Consider the following 25149-nt stretch of genomic DNA (forward strand, 5'->3'; position numbering starts at 1 on the left):
GCCGGTCATATCGGCACGCGTGGGTGCCGCACGGGATGGAGTGGGCCGAGATGCAGCACGCTGTCGGGGCGCCGCAGCCCGGTGGACCGCCCGCGCAGCCGGGAAGCACCACCGGCCACTTCCCGCTGCCCGCCCCCACCCCCGTGCAACTGCCCGCCGCGCAGGGCCCGATCGCCGTCCTGCTGATCGGCGCGGCGGGCGCGGGCAAGACCACGATCGCCCGCCACTGGGCGGACCACCGTGCCAGCCCGACCGCCCACATCAGCCTGGACGACGTGCGGGAATGGGTGCGCTCCGGCTTCGCCGACCCGCAGGCCGGGTGGAACGAGCACTCCGAGGCGCAGTACCGGCTGGCCCGCAGGACCTGCGGCTTCGCCGCCCGCAACTTCCTGGCCAACGGAGTGTCCTGCATCATCGACGACGCCGTGTTCCCGGACCGCCCCGCGGTGGGCCTCGGCGGCTGGAAGCGGCATGTGGGTCCCGGGCTGCTGCCCGTCGTGCTGCTGCCGGGCCTGGACATCGTGCTCACCCGCAACGCCGAACGCACCGGCAACCGCCGGCTCTCCGACGAGGAGGTCGCCCGTATCCACGGCCGGATGGCCGGCTGGTACGGCTCGGGCCTGCCCATCATCGACAACTCCCAGCTCGACGTGCCCTCCGCCGTCGCCGCCCTGGACCGGGTGGTCGCCCGCAGCCTCCAAGGGCCTCCCACCTGGTAGGACGCGCCGGCGCACCCCGCCGGCGCCCCGCGCGCCGCCGCACACGACACGCCGCGGGCGGGGGCAGCACGGACGCAGGCCGAAAAGGGGCGGGCCGCGCCGCGGCGACCTAAGCTCGCCGCATGGCGGAGGTGCATGGGACCCGCAGGAACCGGCTGCGCGAGAGGTGCGCGGCGACCGGGATCGACGCTGCCCTGGTGACCCGCCCCGCGAACGTGCTCTATCTGACCGGCTGCGCGCCGCCCGGCGCCGCCCTGCTGGTGGGGCCCGGCCCGGACGACACCCTGGTCCATCTGCGCCCGCCGCCGGACGACCCCGGTGACCCGGGGGAGCGGGGCGACCGGAGCACCGACCGGCCGCCCGAGGACCTGCGGTCCACCACGCTGCCCTCGCCGGACGGCGACGCCGCCGTCGCGGCCGCCGACCTGGCCCGCGAGGCCCAGGTGGAGCGGCTGGCGGTCGAGGAGCACCACCTGACCGTGGCCCGCCACCGCGCCGTGCGCTCGGTCGTCCAGGGGCTGCCGATGGCCGACCTCGCCAACGCGGTCGAGCAGCTCCGGCTGGTCAAGGACGAGCAGGAGATCGCCGCGCTGCGCATCGCGGCCGAGATCGCCGACCAGGCGCTCGGCGAACTGCTGGAGTCGATCCTGGTCGGCCGCACCGAGCGGCATCTGGCGCTGGAGCTGGAGCGCCGGCTGGTCGACCACGGCGCGGACGGGCCCGCGTTCCCCACCTCGGTGGGCACCGGCCCGCACTCCGGCACCGCCCGGCACGTGCCGACCGACCGCCGGGTGGAGGAGGGCGACTTCCTCAGCGTCCGTCTCGGCGCCTGCTACCGCGGCTACCGGTGCGAGGTCGGCCGGACGTTCGTGATCGGGACCGCGCCCGCCGCGTGGCAGGTCGAGCTGTACGATCTGGTCTTCGACGCCCAGCGGGCCGGCCGGGAGGCGCTCGCACCCGGTGTGGCCTGCCGCGACGTGGACAGCGCGACCCGCCGCCCGCTCACCGCCGCCGGCCACGCGGAGGGCCTGGCGCCCTGGTCGGGCCACGGTGTGGGCCTGGAAATCGACGAGGACCCTCAGTTGTCCCCGGCGGCCATGGGTAAACTGGACGCTTGCGTGCCGGTCACCGTCGAGCCCGGGGTCCATCTTCCGGGCCGTGGCGGTGTCCGGATCGACGACACACTCGTCGTGCGTCCCGCGGCGGACGGCGGGCCCGAGCTACTCACCATCACGACCAAGGAACTGCTCGCCCTCTGAATCCGGGCGCGGAATTCCGTGGTCCCGAAGCAGCACTTTCAGGAGATTCCGCAACCGTGGCCACCACGAACGACCTCAAGAACGGCCTCGTGCTCAAGCTCGACGGCGACCAGCTCTGGACCGTGGTCGAGTTCCAGCACGTCAAGCCCGGCAAGGGCCCCGCCTTCGTGCGCACCAAGCTGAAGCACGTGCTCTCCGGGAAGGTCGTCGACAAGACCTTCAACGCCGGCGTGAAGGTCGAGACGGCCAACGTCGACAAGCGCGGCATGCAGTTCTCCTACAAGGACGGCGCCGACTTCGTCTTCATGGACACGGAGACGTACGACCAGATCAACATCACCCCCGAGGTCGTCGGCGACGCCGCCAACTACCTCCTCGAGGGCTTCGAGGCCGTCGTCGCCATGTACGAGGGCGCGCCGCTCTACATCGAGCTGCCCGCCTCCGTCGAGCTGGTCATCGAGTACACCGAGCCGGGCGTGCAGGGCGACCGCTCCACCGGTGGCTCCAAGCCGGCCCGCCTGGAGACCGGCCACGAGATCGGCGTGCCGCTGTTCATCACCACGGGTGAAAAGGTGAAGGTCGACACCCGCACGGGTGACTACCTCGGCCGGGTGAACAGCTAACCGTGGCTGCCCGCAACAAGGCCCGCAAGCGCGCCTTCCAGATCCTCTTCGAGGCGGAGCAGCGGGGTGCCGCCCCCACCACCGTCATGGCGGACTGGATCCGGCTCGCCCGGACCGACGACCGGCAGCCGCCGGTCACCGAGTACACCCGCCGGCTGGTCGAGGGGTACGCGGAGCACGCCGCGCGCATCGACGAGCTGCTGGCCGGCTACGCGGTGGGGTGGACGCTGGACCGGATGCCGGTGGTGGACCGCAACGTGCTGCGCCTGGGAACCTACGAGCTGCTGTGGGAGGACGAGGTCCCCGACCCGGTGGTGCTGGACGAGGCCGTGCAGCTGGCGAAGGAGTTCTCCACCGACGAGTCGCCGTCGTTCGTCAACGGTCTGCTGGGCCGGCTGTTGGAGCTGAAGCCGACGCTCAAGCGCTGAGCGCACGACGCCGCATGCGGCGATCGCGCCTGTGACCAGGCCCGACAGCAGAAGTTGAACAATATTCTGCTTCGGGCCTGGTGTGTGTCCGCGTCCCTGTCCTAGATTCCGCCGCATGGACCGCCGTACGGACCGGGACGCCCGGGCCTTCGCCGACCCGTGCCGCGGCACGGACGCCTCCGCGCTCCTCGCCCGGCTGGCCGCGCTGCGCGCCGCCGACCTGCCGGTGCACGGCGGCCGGACGATGGCGTACGTCTACGACGCCGGGCTGACCGCGCTGGACGACCTCGCCGCCCGGGCGCAGGACGCGGTCGCGGGCGTCAACGGCCTGGACATGACGGCCTTCCCGAGCGTGGTGACGCTGGAGAACGAGGTCGTCGGCCGCGCGGCGAGGCTGCTCGGCGGGACCGCCGGCACGGCCGGCACCTTCACCAGCGGCGGCACCGAGAGCTGCCTGCTGGCCGTGCTCACCGCGCGCGAGCACGCCCGGCGCACCCGCGGCGTGACCGATCCGGAGATCGTCCTGCCGGTCACCGCGCACGCCGCCTTCCACAAGGCCGCCCGGCTGTTCGGGCTCCGCGTGGTGAGCGTGCCCGTGGACGACGGCTTCCGGGTGCGGCCCGCCGACGTGGCCGCCGCCCTCACGCCCCGCACCGCGCTGGTCGTGGCCTCCGCCCCCTCGTACGCGCACGGCGTCGTCGACCCCGTGCCCGCCGTCGCCGCGACCGCCGCCGGGCACGGCGTGCTCTGCCATGTCGACGCCTGCATCGGCGGCTGGTACCTCGGGCACCTCCGGTTGGTGGACGACGTGCCCGAGCCGCCGCCGTTCGACCTGTCCGTGCCCGGCGTCACCTCACTCTCCGTCGATCTGCACAAGTACGGCTACACCCCGAAGGGCGCGTCCGTGCTGCTGTTCCAGGACGCCGAACTGCGCCGGCACGGCTGGTTCGCGCACGCCTCCTGGCCCGGCTACCCGGTGGTCAACGCCACGCTCCAGGGCACCAAGCCGGCCGGCCCGCTGGCCGCCGCCTGGGCGGTGCTGGAGCGGGTCGGCACGGACGGCTACGCCGAACTCTCCGCCCGCGTCCACCGGGCGGTGCGTCAACTCGTCGACGGCGTCGGGGAGATCGAAGGACTGCGGGTGCTCGGCGAGCCGGACGCCGCGCTGGTCGCGGTGGCCTCCGCGGACCCGCGGGTCGACCCGTTCGTGGTGGCCGACGAGATGCGGTTGCGCGGCTGGTACCTCCAGCCGCAGCCCGCCCACGCCGGTTCCCCGGCGAACCTGCACCTGACCGTGACGGCCGCGGCCGCGGACCCGGCCCGGATCGCCGAACTGCTGGGCGAGTTGGCGGGTGCGGTGGCGCGGGCCCGTGAACTCGGGCCGCCGTCGGTCGATCCCGGGCTGATCGAACTCGCGCGGGGGCTCGACCCGGACTCCCTGACGCCGGAGGAGGCCGGTCTGGCCCTGGAGGCGGCCGGAGTGGGGCCCGGCGGGGCGCTGCCCGCGCGGATGGCGCCGGTGCTCGCCGTCCTGCAGGCGCTGCCCGCGCCGCTGACCGAACGGCTGCTGCCCGAGGTGGTCTCCCGGCTCTACCCGGGCGCGGACGCCCGCTCCGGCTCCGGTGTTCCCGGCTGACCCACGTCGACGACCGCCGTCGGCGGACGAGTCGACCGGCGGCCCGAGGCGGATCCGGCGCGCCGAAAACCCGGTGCGGCGCCCGCGCCGCGCTGCCTACACTCCCGGGAGACGGCGCGCCCCCGAGGGCGGCGCGCACCCGGACGATCGGACGACGAAGAGGGGAGCCCGGCCGTGCGTGACCGTACCCCCGCCGCCGTTCCCTGCTCGCTGCACCGGGTGATCCTGGTGTCCCCGTCCGTCCGGCGCCGGCTGCGCGGCCGGCCCCGGACCCGCTGACGAGTCACCACCCCTGCCGTACCGGCGGGCACGGTCGTCCCGACCGTGCCCCGGCCTTGGTGCGCCCGTAACGGGATCACCGGCCGCGGCGGCCCACCTCGTCCCGGGAATCGCGCTGCCCGCGTCCTGGCCCCTGTCCAGGACCAGCCCCGCACCGAAAGGCCGACGGCCGTGCGCAGCACCCCGAAGCATCCCCTCGTCCCCGCGACCGCGAAGGTCCGCAACCTCGGCATCCTCGCGCATGTCGACGCGGGGAAGACCACCCTGACCGAACGCGTCCTCTTCCTGACGGGCGCGACCCACAAGCGCGGCGAGGTCCACGACGGCACCACCGTCACCGACTTCGACCCGCAGGAGCGCGACCGCGGCATCACCATCTTCGCCGCCGCGGTCAGCTGCGCCTGGGACGGCCATCGGATCAACCTGATCGACACGCCCGGCCACGTCGACTTCGCCGACGAGGTCGAGCGGTCGCTGCGGGTCCTGGACGGCGCCGTCGTGGTGTTCGACGCGGTCGCGGGGGTCGAGCCGCAGAGCGAGTCGGTGTGGCGGCAGGCCGACCGGCACCGCGTCCCGCGGATCGCGTTCGTCAACAAGATGGACCGGGCGGGCGCCGACCTGGACGCGGCGGTCGCCTCGATCCGCACGCGCCTGGGCGCCACCGCGCTCGCCGTCCAGCTCCCCGTCGGGCGGGAGGCCGGCTTCACCGGCGTGGTGGACCTGGTCCGCATGCGGGCGCTGCTCTGGCCCGGAGCGGAGCGCGCGACCGGCGCCGGCGGCGCCTGCGTCGAGGGGCCGGTGCCGGACGTGCTGCGCGCGGAGGCGGAAGCGCGCCGGCGGGCGCTGGAGGAGGCGGTCGCCGAACTCCACCCCGGAGCGCTCGAGGAGTACTGCGCGCACGGCGCCCTGTCCGCCTCCGCGCTGGCCGCGGCGCTGCGCGACCTGACCCGCGACGGCCAGGCCGTCGCGGTGCTGTGCGGGTCGGCGTACCGCGACCGCGGCGTCGAGCCGCTGCTCGACGCGGTCGTGGCGTACCTGCCCTCGCCGCTGGACGTCCCGCCGGTGCGCTCCACCGGGACGGACGGCCCGGCCGGGACGGGCGGGGACACCCGCGACCGGGAGCGGCCCGCCGATCCGGCGGCGCCGTTCGCCGCGCTGGTGTTCAAGGTCACGGCCACCGAGACCGGCCGCCTGACCTACGTACGGGTGTACTCGGGAACGATCGGGAAGGGGGACACGGTGCTGGACGCCGGAGCCGGGCGCACCGAACGCGTCGCACGCGTCCTGCGGGTCCGCGCCGACCGCCACTTCGAGCTGGACCGCGCGGAGGCCGGTGACATCGTGGCGCTGGTCGGGCCGAAGGCGGCCCGCACGGGGGCGACCCTGTGCGCGCCGGACGCCCGGCTGGTCCTGGAGCCGCCGCCGGTGGCCGCGCCGGTGGTGTCGGTGGCCGTCGAGGCGCGCGGGAACGGCGACGCCGAACGGCTCGTGCAGGCGCTCGCGCGGCTGGCGGAGGAGGACCCCTCGCTGACCGTCGGCACCGACGCGGAGACGGGCCAGACGGTCCTGGCCGGGATGGGGGAGCTGCACCTGGAGGTGGCGATCGAGAAGATCCGCCGCGCCCAGGGGCTGGAGGTCGTCGTGGGCCGTCCGCGGGTCGCCTACCGCGAGACCGTCGAGGAGGGCGTGTCGGGTCTGGTCCACCGGCACGTCAAACAGGACGGCGGCGCGGGCCAGTTCGCGCAGGTGGTGCTCGACGTGGCGCCGCTCGACGACGGCGCGGATCCGGCGGGCGACGGCACGGGCTTCGTGTTCCGGTCGGCCGTCACGGGCGGCCGGGTACCGCGGGAGTACGTCAGGGCGGTCGAGGACGGCTGCCGGGACGGGCTCGCCGAGGGCCCGCTCGGCGGCCATCCGGTGACCGGACTGGTGGTGACGCTCACCGACGGCGCCACGCACAGCCACGACTCCTCGGAGCTCGCGTTCCGGGCCGCCGGGCGGTTCGCGCTGCGGCAGGCCCTGGCGGCCGCCCGGATGCGGCTGCTGGAGCCGGTCGCCGAGGTCGTGGTGACGGTCCCGGACGACGCGGTCGGCGCCGTGCTGGGCGACCTGGCGGCCCGGCGCGGCCGGGTGCGGGGCTCGGTGGCCCGGGCGGGTTCGGCCGTGGTCACCGCGACCGTGCCGCTGGCCGAGCTGTTCGGCTACGCCACGCGGCTGCGCGGCCGTACGCAGGGCCGGGGCACGTTCACCACCCGCCCGGCCGGCTACGCTCCGGTCCCCGCCGGCCTGACCGGCCGGTCACCGGCCCGCTGACCGGAAACGGGACCGCCCGGGGCGCCCCCACGGGGACGCCCCGGGCGGGACGTTTCTGCAGAAAGAGTGCGAACCGGCTCAGCCCTCGTCGTGCTGCACCGCGCGGCGCGCGTCCGCGTCGAGCACGCCCCAGGAGATGAGCTGCTCGGTGAGGACCGAGGGGGACTGGTCGTAGATCACGGCGAGGGTGCGCAGGTCGTCCTGGCGGATCGAGAGCACCTTGCCGTTGTAGTCGCCGCGCTGGCTCTGGATGGTCGCGGCGTAACGCTGCAGCGGACCGGCCTTCTCCGGCGGCACCTGGGAGAGGCGCTCCAGGTCGAGGACCAGCTTCGGCGGGGGCTCGGCCGCGCCGCCGGGGGTCGTGCCCGGCAGCAGCTCCTGGACCGGCACCCCGTAGAAGTCGGCGAGCTCGGCGAGGCGCTGCACGGTCACGGCACGGTCGCCGCGCTCGTACGAGCCCACGACCACTGCCTTCCAGCGGCCCTGGGACTTCTCCTCGACGCCGTGCAGGGAGAGGCCCTGCTGCGTACGGATGGCCCGGAGCTTGGCTCCGAGCTGCTTGGCGTAATCGCTGGACATATGGCTCCCCGGACGGAAACTCGGTGACTCACTGTGAGGTTACGCAGCGTAATCCGGCGTCGTCAAGCCGAATAGGGCCGACCGGTCTCTGACCTGGGCGGTCCAAGGCCCCGAAAGGCCACCTGCTATGGTCGAGAGGTACCCCTGACGTCCTTTAACGCCCGTCCCGTGAGGCGGGGAAGGAGGTCTGACGACCATGGTCGACGACCGCAGTACCACCGCGCAGGCGGCACCCGCGCCGCCCGCCCGTCCGGTGCTCGAAGCCCCGGACATCGCGCGGGTCCTCACCCGCATCGCCCACGAGATCGTCGAACGCGCCAAGGGCGCCGACGACGTGGTGCTCCTCGGCATCCCCACCCGCGGGGTCTTCCTCGCCCGCCGGCTGGCCGACAAGCTCGCCGAGATCACCGGCCGCACCACCCAGGTCGGATCGCTCGACATCACCATGTACCGCGACGACCTGCGGCTGCACCCGCCGCGTGCCCTCGCCCGCACCGAGATCCCCGGTGACGGCGTCGACGGCCGGCTCGTCGTCCTGGTCGACGACGTGCTCTTCTCCGGCCGCACCATCCGCGCCGCGCTCGACGCGCTGGGCGACATCGGCCGCCCGCGGGCCGTCCAGCTCGCCGTGCTGGTCGACCGCGGCCACCGGGAGCTGCCGATCCGGGCCGACTACGTCGGCAAGAACCTCCCGACCTCGCTGCGCGAGACCGTCAGGGTCCTGCTGACCGAGGAGGACGGCCGCGACAGCGTGCTGCTCGGCCACAGCCGCAGGGAGCCCCAGGACCGCACGGCCGCGGCCGCGGACCAGTAGCGCCCTCACGCCCGGACCCGTCAGCGGGTCCGGCACTTCCGCGCGCCCTCCTGACCATCCCCGGCACCGCACCGGCCTGCCTCAGCACCACGGAGTGACCCTGTGAAGCGCCATCTGATCTCGGCCGCCGACCTCACCCGCGACGACGCCCTCCTCGTTCTCGACACCGCCGAGGAGATGGCCCGCGTCGCCGACCGCCCGATCAAGAAACTCCCCACCCTGCGCGGCCGCACCGTCGTCAACCTCTTCTTCGAGGACTCGACGCGCACCCGCATCTCCTTCGAGGCGGCGGCCAAGCGGCTGTCCGCCGACGTCATCAACTTCTCCGCCAAGGGCTCCTCGGTCTCCAAGGGCGAGTCGCTCAAGGACACCGCGCTGACGCTGGAGGCCATGGGCGCCGACGCGGTCGTGGTCCGCCACCACGCCTCCGGCGCGCCGCAGCGCCTGGCCACCTCCGGCTGGATCAACGCCTCGGTGGTCAACGCCGGCGACGGCACCCACGAGCACCCCACGCAGGCGCTGCTCGACGCGTTCACCATGCGCCGCCACCTGTCGGGCGTCGGCCGCGACCTGGCGGGCCGCCGCGTCACCATCGTCGGCGACATCCTGCACAGCCGCGTGGCCCGCTCCAACGTGCTGCTGCTGAACACCCTCGGCGCCGAGGTCACCCTGGTCGCGCCGCCGACCCTGCTGCCCATCGGCGTCGAGCAGTGGCCCTGCCAGGTCGGCTACGACCTGGACGCGGTGCTCGCCAAGTCCGACGCGGTGATGATGCTGCGGGTGCAGCGCGAGCGGATGAACGCCGCGTTCTTCCCCACCGAGCGTGAGTACTCCCGCCGCTACGGCCTGGACGGCGGGCGGATGGCGGTGCTGCCCGAGCACGCCATCGTCATGCACCCCGGCCCGATGAACCGGGGCATGGAGATCACCGCCGAGGTCGCCGACTCCCCGCGCTGCACCGCCGTCGAGCAGGTCGCCAACGGCGTCAGCACGCGGATGGCCGTGCTCTACCTGCTGCTCGGCGGGTCCGAGCCGGCCCTGGCCACCGCCCGTGCCGAAGAACCCCGCCCCGAAGAACCCCGTGCCGACGACGCACGCCCCGACGACGTCCCCACCGAAGCCGCCCGCACCGAGGAGAGCAAGTAACGATGAGCACGATCCTGATCCGCGGCGCGAAGGTCCTGGGCGGCGAGGCCCGCGACGTCCTGATCGAGGGCGAGACCGTCGCCGCGGTCGGCACCGGGCTGGCCGCCGAGGGCGCCCGGGTCGTCGAGGCGGACGGCCTGATCCTGCTGCCCGGCCTGGTCGACCTGCACACCCACCTGCGCGAGCCCGGCCGTGAGGACTCCGAGACGGTGCTGACCGGCACCCGGGCCGCCGCGGCCGGCGGCTACACCGCCGTGCACGCCATGGCCAACACCTTCCCCGTCGCGGACACCGCCGGCGTCGTCGAGCAGGTCTGGCGGCTGGGCCGCGAGTACGGCTACTGCGACGTGCAGCCGGTCGGCGCGGTCACCGTGGGCCTGGAGGGCAAGAAGCTCGCCGAACTCGGCGCCATGGCCGACTCCGCCGCCCAGGTCCGGGTCTTCTCCGACGACGGCAAGTGCGTGGACGACGCGGTGATCATGCGCCGCGCCCTGGAGTACGTGAAGGCCTTCGGCGGCGTCGTCGCCCAGCACGCGCAGGAGCCCCGGCTCACCGAGGGCGCCCAGATGAACGAGGGCACCGTCTCCGGCGAGCTCGGCCTGACCGGATGGCCGGCCGTCGCCGAGGAGTCGATCATCGCCCGCGACGTGCTGCTCGCCGCGCACGTGGGCTCCCGCGTGCACATCTGCCACCTGTCGACCGCCGGCTCGGTGGAGATCGTCCGCTGGGCCAAGTCCAAGGGCTGGGACGTCACCGCCGAGGTCACCCCGCACCACCTGCTGCTCACCGACGAGCTGGTGCGCTCGTACAACCCGGTCTACAAGGTCAACCCGCCGCTGCGCACCGAGGCGGACGTGCTCGCGCTGCGCGAGGCCCTCGCCGACGGCACCATCGACTGTGTGGCCACCGATCACGCGCCGCACCCGCACGAGGACAAGGACTGCGAGTGGTCCGCGGCCGCGATGGGCATGGTCGGCCTGGAGACGGCGCTGTCGGTGGTCCAGCACACCATGGTCGACACCGGCCTGCTCGACTGGGCGGGCGTCGCCGACCGGATGTCCGCCCGCCCGGCCGCCATCGGCCGGCTCGCCGGGCACGGCCGGCCGATCGCCGAGGGCGAGCCCGCGAACCTGGTGCTGCTCGATCCCGCATACCGTGGGGTCGTCAATCCCGCGGGCTTCGCCTCCCGCAGCCGCAACACGCCCTACGAGGGCCGCGAGCTGCCGGGCCGGGTCACGGCGACGTTCCTGCGGGGCCACGCCACGGTCATGGACGGGAAGCTCACGTGACGACTCCTCTCAACCTGCTCGCGGTCGTGACCGCGCAGGGCGGCCAGCACTCCGCCAAGGTCACCGACTGGTCCGGCCGGATCGGCTGGATCGTCGGTCTGGCGCTGTTCGTCGCGCTGGTCTACTGGCTGATGCGCCAGGGCTGGCAGTGGCGGCGCACGCTGCAGGGGAACCTCCCGGAGCTGCCGCAGGCACCGGCGGAGACCGGTGATCCGCTGCTCGTGGCGGACGGCCGGTACCACGGCAGCACCACCGCCGGGCAGTGGCTGGACCGGATCGTCGCGCACGGTCTGGGCGTCCGCAGCAAGGCCCGGCTGACCCTGACCGAGCAGGGCCTGGACGTCGAACGGACCGGCGCCCCCGGCTTCTTCGTGCCCGTGGCCGCGCTGCGCGGCGCCCGGCTCGACAAGGCGATCGCCGGCAAGGTGCTGCCCGAGGGCGGCCTGCTGGTCGTCACCTGGGAGCACGGCGGCACCCTCATCGACACCGGATTCCGGTCCGAGCACGCCGCCGACCACCCGCAGTGGGTGGGGCGGATCAACGACCTCAGCGGCGAGCGGGCCGCCGTCCCCGCCCCCCTCACCGAGAGCGGGCAGCCCGCCCGGCGGGTGCAGCAGCACGCCGCCGCACCGCACGACCAGAAAGGCGCACAATGACGACTCCCACCCGGGTGGCCAAGGCGCCCGCCGTCCTCGTCCTCGAGGACGGCCGCATCTTCCACGGCCGCGCCTACGGTGCGGTGGGGGAGACCTTCGGCGAGGCCGTCTTCTCCACCGGCATGACCGGCTACCAGGAGACCCTGACCGACCCCTCCTACCACCGGCAGGTGGTCGTCATGACCGCCCCGCACGTCGGCAACACCGGCGTCAACGACGAGGACCCCGAGTCGTCCCGCATCTGGGTGGCCGGCTACGTCGTCCGCGACCCCGCCCGCGTGCCGTCGAGCTGGCGCTCGCGCCGCACCCTGGACGACGAGCTCGCCACGCAGGGCGTCGTCGGCATCAGCGGCATCGACACCCGCGCCCTCACCCGCCACCTGCGGGAGCGCGGCGCGATGCGGGTCGGCATCTTCTCCGGCAACGCACTCGCCGACGAGGGCACGCTGCTGACCCGGGTCCGCCAGGCCCCGGAGATGACCGGCGCCGACCTGTCCGCCGAGGTCGCCACCGAGCAGCTGTACGTGGTGCCGGCCATCGGCCCGCGCCGCTTCACCGTGGCCGCCCTGGACCTGGGCATCAAGGGCATGACGCCGCACCGGATGGCCGAGCGCGGCATCGAGGTGCACGTGCTGCCCGCCACCGCGAGCGTCGAGGACGTCTACGCGTCCGACCCGGACGGCGTGTTCCTGTCCAACGGTCCCGGCGACCCCGCCACCGCCGACCTGACGGTGATCCAGGCGGCCCTGGAGCGCGGCACCCCGCTGTTCGGGATCTGCTTCGGCAACCAGCTCCTCGGCCGGGCGCTGGGCTTCGGCACGTACAAGCTCAAGTACGGCCACCGCGGCATCAACCAGCCCGTCCAGGACCGCGCCACCGGCAAGGTCGAGGTGACCGCGCACAACCACGGCTTCGCCGTGGACGCGCCCCTCGACGCGGTCAGCGAGACGCCCTACGGCCGCGCCGAGGTCAGCCATGTCTGCCTGAACGACAACGTGGTCGAGGGCCTGCGGCTGCTGGACCGCCCCGCCTTCAGCGTGCAGTACCACCCCGAGGCGGCAGCCGGCCCGCACGACGCCGCGTACCTCTTCGACCGCTTCATCCAGCTCATGGCAGAACAGGGAGCCCAGCGTGCCTAAGCGCACCGATATCCAGTCCGTCCTGGTCATCGGCTCCGGCCCGATCGTCATCGGCCAGGCAGCGGAGTTCGACTACTCCGGCACCCAGGCGTGCCGGGTGCTCAAGGCCGAGGGCCTGCGGGTGATCCTGGTCAACTCCAACCCGGCCACGATCATGACCGACCCGGAGATCGCCGACGCCACCTACGTCGAGCCGATCACCCCGGAGTTCGTCGAGAAGATCATCGCCAAGGAGCGGCCGGACGCGCTGCTCCCCACCCTCGGCGGCCAGACCGCGCTCAACACCGCGATCGCGCTGCACGAGAACGGCGTGCTGACCGAGTACGGCGTCGAGCTGATCGGCGCCAACGTCGCCGCCATCCACAAGGGCGAGGACCGCGAGCAGTTCAAGACCGTCGTCGAGGCGGTCCGCGAGCGGATCGGGCACGGCGAGTCCGCGCGGTCGGTCATCTGCCACTCCATGGACGACGTGCTGGCCGGGGTGGAGACCCTCGGCGGCTACCCGGTCGTGGTCCGGCCCTCCTTCACCATGGGCGGCGCCGGCTCCGGCTTCGCCCACGACGAGGAGGAGCTGCGCCGCATCGCCGGCCAGGGCCTCACGCTCTCGCCCACCACCGAGGTGCTCCTGGAGGAGTCCATCCTCGGCTGGAAGGAGTACGAGCTGGAGCTGATGCGCGACAAGCACGACAACGTCGTGGTCGTCTGCTCCATCGAGAACTTCGACCCCATGGGCGTGCACACCGGCGACTCGATCACCGTGGCGCCGGCCATGACGCTCACCGACCGCGAGTACCAGGTCCTGCGGGACATCGGCATCGCCGTCATCCGCGAGGTCGGCGTCGACACCGGCGGCTGCAACATCCAGTTCGCCGTCAACCCCGCCGACGGCCGGGTCATCGTCATCGAGATGAACCCCCGGGTCTCCCGGTCCTCGGCGCTGGCCTCCAAGGCCACCGGCTTCCCGATCGCCAAGATCGCCGCCCGGCTCGCCGTCGGCTACACCCTCGACGAGATCCCCAACGACATCACCGAGCAGACCCCGGCGTCCTTCGAGCCGACGCTCGACTACGTCGTGGTCAAGGTGCCGCGGTTCGCCTTCGAGAAGTTCCCGGCCGCCGACGCCACCCTGACCACCACCATGAAGTCGGTCGGCGAGGCGATGGCCATCGGCCGCAACTTCACCGAGGCGCTGAACAAGGCGCTGCGCTCGCTGGAGAAGAAGGGCTCCCAGTTCGACTTCGTCAGCGATCCCGCCGCGCAGGGGACCAAGGACGAACTGCTGGCCCGGGCCGCGGTGCCCACCGACGGCCGGATCAACACCGTCATGCTGGCCATCCGGGCGGGCGCCACGCCCGAGGAGATCTTCGCGTCCACCCGGATCGACCCGTGGTTCGTCGACCAGCTCTTCCTGATCAAGGAGATCGCCGACGAGCTCGCCGCGGCCGGCAACCTCGCGCCCGACCTGCTGGCCGAGGCCAAGCGGCACGGCTTCTCCGACGCCCAGATCGCCGGCATCCGCGGCCTGCGCGAGGAGGTCGTCCGGGAGGTCCGGCACGCGCTGGGCATCCGCCCGGTCTACAAGACCGTCGACACCTGCGCGGCCGAGTTCGCCGCCCGCACGCCGTACTTCTACTCCTCCTACGACGAGGAGAGCGAGGTCGCGCCGCGCGCCAAGCCCGCGGTGATCATCCTCGGCTCCGGCCCCAACCGCATCGGCCAGGGCATCGAGTTCGACTACTCCTGCGTCCACGCGTCCTTCGCGCTGCACGACGCCGGGTACGAGACCGTGATGGTCAACTGCAACCCGGAGACCGTCTCCACCGACTACGACACCTCCGACCGGCTGTACTTCGAGCCGCTCACCCTGGAGGACGTGCTGGAGATCGTGCACGCCGAGACCGAGGCCGGACCGGTCGCCGGGGTCGTCGTGCAGCTCGGCGGGCAGACCCCGCTGGGCCTGGCGCAGGCGCTCAAGGACAACGGCGTGCCCGTGGTCGGCACCTCGCCCGAGGCCATCCACCTCGCCGAGGACCGCGGCGCCTTCGGCCGGGTGCTCGCCGAGGCCGGCCTGCCCGCCCCCAAGCACGGCACCGCGACGTCCTTCCCCGGCGCCAAGGCCATCGCCGACGAGATCGGCTACCCCGTGCTGGTCCGCCCGTCCTACGTGCTGGGCGGCCGCGGCATGGAGATCGTCTACGAGGAGTCGCGCCTCGCCGCCTACATCGCCGAGTCCACCGAGATCGGCCCGGACCGGCCGGTGCTGGTCGACCGGTTCCTCGACGACGCCATCGAGATCGACGTCGACGCGCTCTACGACGGCCACGAGCTGTACCTGGGCGGCGTGATGGAGCACATCGAGGAGGCCGGCATCCACTCCGGCGACTCGGCGTGCGCCCTGCCCCCGATCACCCTCGGCGGCCACGACATCAAGCGGCTGCGCGCCTCCACCGAGGCGATCGCCTGCGGAGTCGGCGTCCAGGGCCTGATCAACATCCAGTTCGCGCTGGCCGGGGACATCCTCTACGTGCTGGAGGCCAACCCGCGGGCCTCGCGCACGGTGCCCTTCACCTCCAAGGCCACCGCGGTCCCGCTGGCCAAGGCCGCCGCGCGGATCTCGCTGGGCGCCACCATCGCGGAGCTGCGCGCCGAGGGCCTGCTGCCCGCGTCCGGCGACGGCGGCGACGTGCCGCTGGACGCCCCGATCTCCGTCAAGGAGGCGGTGCTGCCGTGGAGCCGGTTCCGCGACCCGCAGGGCCGCGGCGTCGACACCATCCTCGGCCCGGAGATGCGCTCCACCGGTGAGGTCATGGGCATCGACGCGGTCTTCGGCACCGCCTACGCCAAGTCGCAGGCCGGCGCGTACGGCGCCCTGCCCACCAAGGGCCGGGCCTTCGTCTCGGTCGCCAACCGCGACAAGCGCGCGCTGATCTTCCCGGCCCGGGCGCTGATCGAGCACGGCTTCGAACTGCTCGCCACCTCCGGCACCGCCGAGGTGCTGCGGCGCAACGGCATCGACGCCCGCGTGGTGCGCAAGCAGAGCGAGGGCGTGGGCCCGCACGGCGAGCCGACGGTGGTCACCCTCATCCACGAGGGCGAGGTCGACCTGATCGTCAACACGCCGTTCGGCACCGGCGGGCGGCTCGACGGCTACGACATCCGCACCGCGGCGGTCGCCCGCGGGGTGCCGTGCCTGACCACCGTCCAGGCGCTGGCCGCCGCCGTCCAGGGCATCGACGCCCTGGTGCGAGGCGACATCAGCGTCAGCTCCCTGCAGGAGCACGCCGAGCGCCTGACGGCCGCGCGGGAAGGCTGAGGAACGGAGACGTGTACGCACTGTTCTTCCGGCTCTTCTTCCGGCGGATGGACCCCGAGCGGGCCCACCACCTGGCCTTCCGGTGGATCCGGCTGGCCGCCGCCGTCCCGGGGCTGCGCGCCCTGGCCGCCGCGGTGCTCGCGCCGCGGCGGCCGGCCCTGCACACCGAGGCCTTCGGGCTGCGGATGCCCGGGCCGTTCGGGCTGGCCGCCGGGTTCGACAAGAACGCGGTGGCCGTCGACGGGCTGGCGATGCTCGGCTTCGACCACGTCGAGGTCGGCACCGTCACCGCGCAGGGCCAGCCGGGCAACCCGCCCAAGCGGCTGTTCCGGCTGGTGCCCGACCGGGCGCTGATCAACCGGATGGGCTTCAACAACGACGGCTCGGCGGCGGTCGCGGCCCGACTGGCCGCCCGCAAGGCGGTCTTCCGCACCACTGTCGGCGTCAACATCGGCAAGACCAAGGTGGTCCCGGAGGAGGAGGCGGTCGGCGACTACGTCCGGTCCGCCGAGCGGCTGGCCGTGCACGCCGACTACCTCGTGGTCAACGTGTCCTCGCCGAACACCCCCGGCCTGCGCAACCTCCAGGCGACCGCCGCGCTGCGCCCGCTGCTCACCGCGGTCCGGGAGGCGGCCGACCGCAGCGTCCCCGGCCGCCGGGTGCCGCTGCTGGTCAAGATCGCCCCCGACCTCGCCGACGAGGACGTCGACGCCGTCGCCGACCTCGCGGTCGAACTCGGCCTGGACGGCATCATCGCCACCAACACGACCATCGCCCGCGAGGGCCTGGGCCTGCGCTCGGACCCCGCGGTGGTCGCGGAGACCGGCGGCCTGTCCGGCGCACCGGTCAAGGAGCGCTCCCTGGAGGTGCTGCGGCGCCTGTACGCCAGGGTCGGCGACCGGCTGACCCTGGTCGGGGTCGGCGGCATCGAGGACGCCGAGGACGCCTGGCGGCGCATCCTGGCCGGCGCCACCCTGGTCCAGGGCTACAGCGCCTTCATCTACCGGGGCCCGTTCTGGATGCGCGCCGTGCACAAGGGCCTGGCCGAACGGCTGGCCGCCAGCCCGTACGAGACCCTCGCCGACGCGGTCGGCGCCGACACCGGGAAGGTGACCGCATGACGACGGAACCCTTCGGCGCGCGGCTGCGCCGGGCCATGGACGACCGCGGCCCGCTGTGTGTCGGCATCGACCCGCACGCCTCGCTGCTCACCGCCTGGGGCCTGAACGACGACGTGGCGGGCCTGGAGCGGTTCGCGCTGACCGTGGTGGAGGCGCTGGCCGGCACCACGGCCGTCCTCAAGCCGCAGTCGGCCTTCTTCGAGCGCTTCGGCTCGCGCGGCGTCGCGGTGCTGGAGCGGACCGTGGAGCAGGCCCGGCAGGCCGGGGCCCTGGTGCTGATGGACGCCAAGCGCGGCGACATCGGGTCCACCATGGCCGCCTACGCCGCCACCTACCTGGACAAGGACTCCCCGCTGTTCAGCGACGCGGTGACGGTCAGCCCCTATCTGGGCTTCGGCTCGCTGCGCCCGGCCCTGGACGCCGCGGCGGTCTCCGGCTCGGGTGTCTTCGTGCTGGCGCTGACCTCCAACCCCGAGGGCGCCGAGGTGCAGCGGGCCGCGGCGGCCGGCGGCACCGTCGCCGAGGTCGTTCTCGGCCACATCGCGGCCGAGAACGCGGGCGTGCGCCCGTTGGGCTCGGTCGGCGCGGTGGTGGGCGCCACGCTGGACGAGGCGGGCGCGGACCTGGCGGTCAACGGCCCGCTGCTGGCCCCGGGCGTCGGCGCGCAGGGCGCGACGCCGGCCGACCTCCCCCGGGTCTTCGGCGCCGCGCTGCCGAACGTCCTGCCGAGCGTGAGCCGGGACGTGCTGCGGCACGGACCCGGCGTGGAGGCGTTGCGGAATGCCGCGCGCGCCTATGCCGACGAGATCGGCGCCGTGGTCGCGGGCTGACGCAGCCATCGTCCGCGGACGGACGCGGAACCGGGGCCGGGCGGCGGAACGGACCGCCCGGCCCCGGTTCGACGGATCGGGCGAATGCGTCGGTAATACCGTCTGCTTATCGGCTGCGAAAACGGCCGAAAAAAGGGTCGGATTCAACAACCGGCCCCATTGACCCCGAAACCTGTTCCGGTTTGCCCCATATATCCCGCTGGATCGAGTCTGACCAGGACTTTTCGTCTGTTCTCGCTGACTTGGGCCGTTCGGACCGCTAGTCTCCGACGAGAGCGAGCCGTTCAGATGCGGCGCTCATCGCCCTGCACTTCCGGGCGAGTACGTTCCATACGGTCCATATCCGATTGCTCTACATCCGAGGTGACGTAGGCGTGGCTCTTCCGCCCCTTACCCCTGAACAGCGCGCTGCCGCGCTCGAAAAGGCCGCTGCGGCTCGCCGGGAGCGCGCCGAGGTCAAGAACCGGCTCAAGCACTCCGGCGCTTCCCTGCACGAGGTCATCAAGCAGGGCCAGGAGAACGATGTCATCGGCAAGATGAAGGTCTCCGCCCTGCTCGAGTCGCTTCCCGGCGTCGGCAAGGTGCGCGCCAAGCAGATCATGGAGCGGCTCGGCATCTCCGAGAGCCGCCGGGTCCGTGGTCTCGGCTCGAACCAGATCGCCTCCCTGGAGCGCGAGTTCGGCGGCACGGCCGCCTGAGGTCCCGGCACTGCCGGAAAGCAGGGATAATCACTCCATGAGCCCTGCAGTACATCCGCGGCTGACCGTGCTCTCCGGCCCCTCCGGAGTCGGCAAGAGCACGGTCGTCGCCCATCTGCGCACGGTGCACCCCGAGGTCTGGCTCTCGGTGTCCGCCACCACGCGCAAGCCCCGCCCCGGCGAGCAGCACGGAGTGCAGTACTTCTTCGTGGACGACGACGAGTTCGACAAGCTCGTCGCCAACGGCGAACTGCTGGAGTGGGCCGAGTTCGCGGGTCACCGCTACGGCACCCCGCGCAAGGCGGTTCTCGACCGGCTCGCCGCGGGCGAGCCGGTGCTGCTGGAGATCGACCTGCAGGGCGCGCGGCTGGTCCGCGAGTCCATGCCCGAGGCCCGGCTGGTCTTCCTGGCCCCGCCGAGCTGGGACGAGCTGGTCCGCCGGCTCACCGGGCGTGGCACCGAGTCGCCCGAGGTGATCGAGCGGCGGCTGGTCACCGCCAGGGTCGAGCTGGCCGCCGAGTCCGAGTTCGACGAAACCCTTGTCAACACCTCGGTCGAGGCGGTAGCGCGTGAGCTGCTAGCCTTGATGCGGATTGCCTGATCCACATCGCAGTCTTCCGTCTTCCACTTGTAGGGGTAGGTAGAGCGTGTCCTCTTCCATCACCACGCCCGAGGGCATCATCAACCCGCCGATCGACGAGCTGCTCGAGGCCACCGACTCGAAGTACAGCCTGGTGATCTACGCGGCCAAGCGTGCCCGCCAGATCAACGCGTACTACTCCCAGCTCGGCGAGGGCCTGCTGGAGTACGTCGGCCCGCTGGTGGACACCCACGTCCACGAGAAGCCGCTGTCGATCGCGCTGCGCGAGATCAACGCCGGGCTGCTGACGTCCGAGGCCGTCGAGCCGCCGCCGAACGCCTGACCAGGCACGACGACACACAGCACACCACCACGGGCCCGGCGGAGCGACCGCCGGGCCCGTGGTGTGTCATAGGGGCACCGGAACCGGGACGCGGAGGCGGGAGTGACGATGGGCAAGCCACAGGTCGTGCTGGGCGTGAGCGGCGGCATCGCGGCGTACAAGGCGTGCGAGCTGCTGCGCCGGCTGACCGAGTCCGGGCACGAGGTGCGCGTGGTGCCCACCGATTCCGCACTGCACTTCGTCGGCGCGGCGACCTGGTCCGCGCTGTCCGGCAACCCCGTCTCCACCCAGGTCTGGGACGACGTCCACGAGGTCCCGCACGTGCGCATCGGCCAGCACGCCGACCTGGTGGTCGTGGCCCCGGCCACCGCGGACACCCTGGCCAGGGCCGCCCACGGCCTGGCCGACGACCTGCTCACCAACACGCTGCTCACGGCCCGCTGCCCGGTGGTCTTCGCGCCGGCCATGCACACCGAGATGTGGGAGCACCCCGCCACCCAGGAGAACGTCGCCACGCTGCGCCGCCGCGGCGCGGTGGTCATCGAGCCCGCGGTCGGCCGGCTCACCGGCGTCGACACCGGCAAGGGGCGGCTGCCGGACCCCGCCGAGATCTTCGAGGTGTGCCGGCACGTGCTGGCCCGCGGCACCGCCGATCCCGACCTGGCCGGCCGCCATGTGGTGATCAGCGCCGGCGGCACCCGCGAGCCGCTGGACCCCGTCCGCTACCTCGGCAACCGCTCCTCCGGCAAGCAGGGCTACGCGCTGGCCCGCACCGCCGTGGCCCGCGGCGCCCGGGTGACGCTGATCGCCGCCAACACCGGACTGCCCGACCCCGCGGGCGCCGACGTGGTCACCGCGGGCAGCGCCGAGCAGCTGCGCGAGCAGGTGGTCAAGGCCGCCGCGGACGCCGACGTGGTGGTGATGGCCGCGGCCGTGGCCGACTTCCGCCCCGCGGCCTACGCGAGCAGCAAGATCAAGAAGAAGGACGACGCCGAGCCGGAACCGCTGGCCCTGGTCCGCAATCCCGACATCCTCGCCGAGGTCGCGGCCCATCGCGCCCGCCCGGGTCAGCTCGTCGTCGGCTTCGGCGCCGAGACCGACGACGTGCTCGCCAACGGCCGCGCCAAGCTCGCCCGCAAGGGCTGCGACCTGCTGGTGGTCAACGAGGTGGGGGAGGCCAAGGCGTTCGGCACCGAGGAGAACGAGGCCGTGGTGCTCGGCGCCGACGGCAGCGAGACGCACATCCCGTACGGCCCGAAAGAGGCCCTCGCCGACCGCGTCTGGGACCTGGTCGCCGCCCGGCTGGCGTAACCGCGGCCCCCGACCGGACGAGCGCGCTCAGCGGCTTCCCGCAGGTCCGCACACCACCGGAAACGCCCGGCGGACCAGGGTGGCCGGAAGGCGTCCGTCCGCCGTCCGGGGCCTGATGGGGGCCGTGCGGTGGCCAAAAGGCGAGATCACACGTCCGCCGATGCGGAGCGAACGTTAAACTGACCGCGAGGTGCCGGGCGCAGCCCCGCGCACCTCGACCAGAATCAGCCAGCAGCCGCTGCAACCCCAGGGAGCGATGTGTCCCGCCGCCTGTTCACCTCGGAGTCCGTGACCGAGGGCCACCCCGACAAGATCGCCGACCAGATCAGCGACACGATCCTCGACGCACTCCTGACGGCCGACCCGACGTCCCGGGTCGCCGTGGAGACGATGATCACCACCGGCCAGGTGCACATCGCGGGCGAGGTGACCACCACCGCCTACGCGGACATCGCCACCCTGGTGCGCAACAAGATCCTCGACATCGGCTACGACTCGTCCAAGAAGGGCTTCGACGGCGCCTCCTGTGGCGTCTCGGTCTCGATCGGCTCGCAGTCCCCGGACATCGCGCAGGGTGTCGACACCGCGTACGAGAAGCGCGTCGCGGGCACCGCCCCCGACGACGACGAGCTGAACAAGCAGGGCGCCGGCGACCAGGGCCTGATGTTCGGGTACGCCTCCGACGAGACGCCCGAGCTGATGCCGCTGCCGATCACCCTCGCGCACCGGCTGTCGCGCCGGCTGACCGAGGTCCGCAAGAACGGGACCATCCCGTACCTGCGCCCGGACGGCAAGACCCAGGTCACCATCGAGTACGACGGCGACAAGGCGGTCCGCCTGGACACCGTCGTCGTCTCCTCGCAGCACGCCTCGGACATCGACCTGGACTCGCTGCTCGCCCCCGACATCCGCGAGTTCGTGGTCGAGGTCGAGCTGAAGGCGCTCCTCGACGACGGCATCAAGCTGGACACCGAGGGCTACAAGCTGCTGGTCAACCCCACCGGCCGGTTCGAGATCGGCGGCCCGATGGGCGACGCGGGCCTGACCGGCCGCAAGATCATCATCGACACCTACGGCGGCATGGCCCGCCACGGCGGTGGCGCCTTCTCCGGCAAGGACCCGTCCAAGGTCGACCGCTCGGCCGCGTACGCGATGCGCTGGGTCGCCAAGAACGTGGTCGCCGCCGGCCTCGCCGCCCGCTGCGAGGTCCAGGTCGCCTACGCGATCGGCAAGGCCGAGCCGGTCGGCCTGTTCGTCGAGACCTTCGGCACGGCGAACGTCGAGGTCGAGAAGATCGAGCAGGCCATCTCCGAGGTCTTCGACCTCCGCCCGGCCGCGATCATCCGCGACCTGGACCTGCTCCGGCCGATCTACGCCCAGACCGCGGCCTACGGCCACTTCGGGCGGGAGCTGCCGGACTTCACGTGGGAGCGGACGGACCGCGTCGACGCGCTGAAGGCCGCGACCGGCCTGTAACCGCCTGCCCAGGCCCGTCCCGCGCCCCCCGGAGCCGCACCCGTGCTCCGGGGGGCGCGGTGCGTCCGTGCGCCCGGACCGCGGCCCGCGCGGACCCGGGGTGTCGGCGGGGTCTGGTAGGAAGTGAGGGTGAGCGGCGAGAACGGGCGAGGTGAGCGGGGGCAGGGCGGCCCGGAGGACGAGGCCCGGGGGGCCGAGCAGCTCGCCCTGATCCGCGACACCGTCCGCAAGACCCGGGCGAAGCCCCGCACCTGGCGGGGCGCCGCCCTCGCCGAGGGACTGCCGGTCGCCCGCGTCCTGGTCGACAAGGGGCTGGTCCACCTCGACCAGTTCTTCGACTACGCCGTGCCCGCCGCCATGGACGAGGAGGCGCAGCCGGGCGTCCGGGTCCGGGTGCGCTTCGGGGCCCGCGTGGTCAAGGGCCGCCGTGAGGGCGGCACCCTCCACGACGGCTTCGTCGTCGAGCGCCGGACGGACACCGACTTCCACGGTCCGCTGGCCCCCCTCGCCCAGGTGCTCTCCACCGAGCCCGTGCTGAGCCCCGCGCTGCTCGCGCTGTGCCGCCAGGTGGCCGACCGGTACGCCGGTTCGCTCGCCGACGTCGTCCAGCTCGCGGTGCCGTCCCGGATGGCGCGCGCGGAACGCGACCCGTCCCCGCCGCCGCGCCCCGTCCCGCCCTCCCCGGCGCCCGGGAGCTGGGAGCGCTACGCCGCCGGGCCCGCCTACCTGGACGCCCTCGGCCGCGGCGACACCCCCCGCGCCGTGTGGCTGGCCCTCCCCGGCCCGCACTGGCCCCGGGAACTCGCCGTCGCCATGGGCACCGCCCTGGCCGCCGGGCGGGGCGCCCTCGCGGTGGTGCCCGACGGGCGGACCGCCACCCGCGTCGACCAGGCGCTCACCGAACTGCTCGGCGAGGGCCATCACGTGCTGCTCACCGCCGACGCCGGGCCCGAGGAGCGCTACCGGCGGTGGCTCGCGGTCAGCCGCGGCAGCGTCAGGGCGGTCGTCGGCACCCGCGCCGCGATGTTCGCGCCGGTGGCCGACCTCGGACTGGTCGCCCTGTGGGACGACGGCGACTCCAGCCACTCCGAGCCGCACGCCCCGCAGCCGCACGCCCGGGACGTGCTGCTGCTGCGGGCCCGCGAGGAGCGCACCGCGTTCCTGCTCGGCGGCGTGACCACCACGGTCGAGGGCGCCCAGCTCGTCGAGAGCGGCTGGGCGCTGCCGCTGGCCGCCTCCCGCGCGGCGGTGCGGGCCGCGGCGCCGCTGATCCGTACCGTCTCGGACGCCGACCAGGCCCGCGACGAGGCGGCCCGCGCGGCCCGGCTGCCGTCGCTCGCCTGGCAGGTCGCCCGGGACGCGCTGACCCGCGGACCGGTCCTGGTGCAGGTGCCGCGCCGCGGCTATCTGCCCAAACTGGCCTGCGACCGCTGCCGGGAACCCGCGCGCTGCGCGGCCTGCGCGGGTCCGCTGGAACTACGGGACCAGGCCGGCACGCCCGCCTGCGGCTGGTGCGGACGGCCCGCCCCCGACTGGCACTGCGCCGAGTGCGGCGGCACCCGGCTGCGGGCCCGGATCGTGGGCGCGCGCCGCACCGCCGAGGAGCTCGGCCGGGTCTTTCCCAGCGTGCCCGTGCGCACCTCGGGCCGGGACACCGTACTGGCGTCGGTCGGCGACGCGCCGGCGCTCGTCGTCGCCACACCGGGGGCCGAGCCGGTCGCCGACGGTCCCGGGTACGCGGCCGCGCTGCTGCTCGACGGCTGGGCGCTGCTCAACCGGCCCGACCTGCGGGCGGGCGAGGAGGCGCTGCGGCGCTGGGCGATCGCCGCGTCGCTGGTGCGGCCCGCCGCGCAGGACGGCACGGTCGTGGTGCTGGCCGAGCCCACGCTGCGGCCGGTGCAGGCGCTGGTGCGCTGGGACCCGGCCGGGCACGCCCTGCGGGAGCTGGCGGAGCGGGCCGAGCTGCGGTTCCCGCCGGTGGCGCGGATGGCCTCTGTGACCGGGCCGCCGTCCGCGATCGCCGACGTCGTCGACACGATGCGGCTACCGCCGGAGGCGGACCTGCTGGGGCCGGTGCCGGTGACGGCGCGGGCGCCCGCCGGGCGGCGGGAGCGGGACGAGCCGGTCGAGCGGCTGCTCATCCGTGTGCCGCCCGGGTCGGGGGCGGCGCTGGCCGCGGCACTGAAGCAGGTGCGCGTGGCCCGGGCCGCGCGGGGGGCCGGGGACCCGGTTCTGATGCGGATGGATCCGCTGGACATCGGCTGAGCGCTGCCCTGGGCTGCGCCGGGCTGCGCCGGGCTACATTGGGCACTGCCGGGTCTTCGGGGCGCCCGGGTCTCGTTGCGGCCCGCGGCCACTCCGCCTCGGGTTCCGCGAGCCCGCCCTCCGGCGGCACGTTCGTGCCGGGTGCGCCTCGGTGGGGTTCCCGCGCCTTGCGGCGCGGGGTGTTCCCTCCCGCACCACCCTTCCCCAGGGGGTGCGCCGCCGTCGGCGGCCGCGGATCGTGCGCCGCGGGAAGTCAGCCGTTGCGGGGGGAGGGGAGGGCCGGGCCCGGGACGGCGTCCTCGCGGAGGGGGCCCGGCATGGACCGGGCCGCG

The 25149-nt window shown here is 73.8% G+C and carries 21 protein-coding genes; 20 read left to right on the forward strand and 1 reads right to left on the reverse strand.

Features of this window, described 5'->3' with window-relative positions:
* Positions 1-50: 50 nt before the first annotated feature.
* The 6 genes from K7862_RS19970 (at position 51) to fusA (ending at position 7257) form a co-directional block, all read left to right on the forward strand.
* Positions 51-719, forward strand: coding sequence for an AAA family ATPase (locus K7862_RS19970; RefSeq protein ID WP_262413464.1), 669 nt, complete (start codon positions 51-53; stop codon positions 717-719).
* A 122-nt stretch (positions 720-841) separates the two neighbouring features.
* Entirely contained in the window at positions 842-1978 is a 1137-nt protein-coding gene (locus K7862_RS19975) for an aminopeptidase P family protein (protein ID WP_222964383.1), read from the forward strand.
* Between the two features lie 56 nt (positions 1979-2034).
* The gene (gene efp / locus K7862_RS19980) at positions 2035-2601 is read left to right on the forward strand and encodes an elongation factor P (protein ID WP_222964385.1); all 567 of its coding nucleotides are present in this window, start codon (positions 2035-2037) and stop codon (positions 2599-2601) included.
* Between the two features lie 2 nt (positions 2602-2603).
* Positions 2604-3029, forward strand: coding sequence for a transcription antitermination factor NusB (gene nusB / locus K7862_RS19985; RefSeq protein ID WP_222964387.1), 426 nt, complete (start codon positions 2604-2606; stop codon positions 3027-3029).
* A gap of 115 nt (positions 3030-3144) precedes the next feature.
* The gene (locus K7862_RS19990) at positions 3145-4665 is read left to right on the forward strand and encodes a pyridoxal phosphate-dependent decarboxylase family protein (RefSeq protein WP_222964389.1); all 1521 of its coding nucleotides are present in this window, start codon (positions 3145-3147) and stop codon (positions 4663-4665) included.
* Between the two features lie 450 nt (positions 4666-5115).
* On the forward strand, positions 5116-7257 hold the full coding sequence (gene fusA, locus K7862_RS19995) for an elongation factor G (protein ID WP_222964391.1): 2142 nt from the start codon (positions 5116-5118) through the stop codon (positions 7255-7257).
* A 78-nt stretch (positions 7258-7335) separates the two neighbouring features.
* Here the strand turns inward: fusA and bldD are convergent, their stop codons facing one another.
* Entirely contained in the window at positions 7336-7836 is a 501-nt protein-coding gene (bldD, locus tag K7862_RS20000) for a transcriptional regulator BldD (protein WP_222964393.1), read from the reverse strand.
* 196 nt (positions 7837-8032) lie between these two features.
* On the opposite strand from bldD, the gene pyrR reads away from it, so the two are divergent.
* From pyrR to K7862_RS20070, 14 genes are all read left to right on the forward strand, one after another.
* Positions 8033-8650: a bifunctional pyr operon transcriptional regulator/uracil phosphoribosyltransferase PyrR gene (pyrR, locus tag K7862_RS20005; protein WP_222964396.1), complete on the forward strand. Its 618-nt coding sequence runs from the start codon at positions 8033-8035 to the stop codon at positions 8648-8650.
* A gap of 102 nt (positions 8651-8752) precedes the next feature.
* Positions 8753-9796: an aspartate carbamoyltransferase catalytic subunit gene (locus K7862_RS20010; RefSeq protein WP_308012079.1), complete on the forward strand. Its 1044-nt coding sequence runs from the start codon at positions 8753-8755 to the stop codon at positions 9794-9796.
* Positions 9797-9798: 2 nt separating this feature from the next.
* Positions 9799-11085: a dihydroorotase gene (locus K7862_RS20015; RefSeq protein WP_222964398.1), complete on the forward strand. Its 1287-nt coding sequence runs from the start codon at positions 9799-9801 to the stop codon at positions 11083-11085.
* The gene (locus tag K7862_RS20020; RefSeq protein WP_308012080.1) at positions 11082-11741 is read left to right on the forward strand and encodes a PH-like domain-containing protein; all 660 of its coding nucleotides are present in this window, start codon (positions 11082-11084) and stop codon (positions 11739-11741) included. The genes K7862_RS20015 and K7862_RS20020 overlap by 4 nt, the downstream gene beginning before the upstream one ends.
* A complete protein-coding gene (locus tag K7862_RS20025) occupies positions 11738-12880 on the forward strand; it encodes a carbamoyl phosphate synthase small subunit (protein WP_222964400.1) in 1143 nt (380 codons plus the stop codon). The genes K7862_RS20020 and K7862_RS20025 overlap by 4 nt, the downstream gene beginning before the upstream one ends.
* Positions 12873-16193: a carbamoyl-phosphate synthase large subunit gene (carB, locus tag K7862_RS20030; RefSeq protein WP_222964402.1), complete on the forward strand. Its 3321-nt coding sequence runs from the start codon at positions 12873-12875 to the stop codon at positions 16191-16193. Before K7862_RS20025 ends, carB begins: the two co-directional genes overlap by 8 nt.
* Positions 16194-16204: 11 nt before the next feature.
* On the forward strand, positions 16205-17314 hold the full coding sequence (locus K7862_RS20035; protein WP_222964404.1) for a quinone-dependent dihydroorotate dehydrogenase: 1110 nt from the start codon (positions 16205-16207) through the stop codon (positions 17312-17314).
* Complete coding sequence (pyrF, locus tag K7862_RS20040; RefSeq protein ID WP_222964406.1) at positions 17311-18144, forward strand: orotidine-5'-phosphate decarboxylase; 834 nt, start codon at positions 17311-17313, stop codon at positions 18142-18144. The genes K7862_RS20035 and pyrF overlap by 4 nt, the downstream gene beginning before the upstream one ends.
* A gap of 374 nt (positions 18145-18518) precedes the next feature.
* A complete protein-coding gene (locus K7862_RS20045; RefSeq protein WP_031515413.1) occupies positions 18519-18842 on the forward strand; it encodes an integration host factor in 324 nt (107 codons plus the stop codon).
* A gap of 37 nt (positions 18843-18879) precedes the next feature.
* Positions 18880-19443: a guanylate kinase gene (gene gmk, locus K7862_RS20050; protein ID WP_222964408.1), complete on the forward strand. Its 564-nt coding sequence runs from the start codon at positions 18880-18882 to the stop codon at positions 19441-19443.
* A 46-nt stretch (positions 19444-19489) separates the two neighbouring features.
* A complete protein-coding gene (rpoZ, locus tag K7862_RS20055; protein WP_222964410.1) occupies positions 19490-19765 on the forward strand; it encodes a DNA-directed RNA polymerase subunit omega in 276 nt (91 codons plus the stop codon).
* Positions 19766-19873: 108 nt separating this feature from the next.
* Positions 19874-21076, forward strand: coding sequence for a bifunctional phosphopantothenoylcysteine decarboxylase/phosphopantothenate--cysteine ligase CoaBC (gene coaBC / locus K7862_RS20060; protein ID WP_222964412.1), 1203 nt, complete (start codon positions 19874-19876; stop codon positions 21074-21076).
* 258 nt (positions 21077-21334) lie between these two features.
* Positions 21335-22552: a methionine adenosyltransferase gene (metK, locus tag K7862_RS20065; RefSeq protein WP_222964414.1), complete on the forward strand. Its 1218-nt coding sequence runs from the start codon at positions 21335-21337 to the stop codon at positions 22550-22552.
* Between the two features lie 129 nt (positions 22553-22681).
* Positions 22682-24817, forward strand: coding sequence for a primosomal protein N' (locus K7862_RS20070; protein WP_222964416.1), 2136 nt, complete (start codon positions 22682-22684; stop codon positions 24815-24817).
* Positions 24818-25149 lie beyond the last annotated feature (332 nt).

Source organism: Actinacidiphila acidipaludis (genome assembly GCF_019890725.1).
Lineage (GTDB): Bacteria > Actinomycetota > Actinomycetes > Streptomycetales > Streptomycetaceae > Actinacidiphila > Actinacidiphila acidipaludis.

Bases quoted from the DNA above. Each gene is read 5' to 3' on its own strand.
- K7862_RS19990 (WP_222964389.1), top strand. From the start codon at position 3,145: ATGGACCGCCGTACGGACCGGGACGCCCGGGCCTTCGCCGACCCGTGC.
- K7862_RS20025 (WP_222964400.1), top strand. From the start codon at position 11,738: ATGACGACTCCCACCCGGGTGGCCAAGGCGCCCGCCGTCCTCGTCCTC.
- pyrF (WP_222964406.1), top strand. From the start codon at position 17,311: ATGACGACGGAACCCTTCGGCGCGCGGCTGCGCCGGGCCATGGACGAC.
- gmk (WP_222964408.1), top strand. From the start codon at position 18,880: ATGAGCCCTGCAGTACATCCGCGGCTGACCGTGCTCTCCGGCCCCTCC.
- bldD (WP_222964393.1), bottom strand. From the start codon at position 7,836: ATGTCCAGCGATTACGCCAAGCAGCTCGGAGCCAAGCTCCGGGCCATC.
- K7862_RS20015 (WP_222964398.1), top strand. From the start codon at position 9,799: ATGAGCACGATCCTGATCCGCGGCGCGAAGGTCCTGGGCGGCGAGGCC.
- K7862_RS19975 (WP_222964383.1), top strand. From the start codon at position 842: ATGGCGGAGGTGCATGGGACCCGCAGGAACCGGCTGCGCGAGAGGTGC.
- pyrR (WP_222964396.1), top strand. From the start codon at position 8,033: ATGGTCGACGACCGCAGTACCACCGCGCAGGCGGCACCCGCGCCGCCC.
- coaBC (WP_222964412.1), top strand. From the start codon at position 19,874: ATGGGCAAGCCACAGGTCGTGCTGGGCGTGAGCGGCGGCATCGCGGCG.
- K7862_RS19970 (WP_262413464.1), top strand. From the start codon at position 51: ATGCAGCACGCTGTCGGGGCGCCGCAGCCCGGTGGACCGCCCGCGCAG.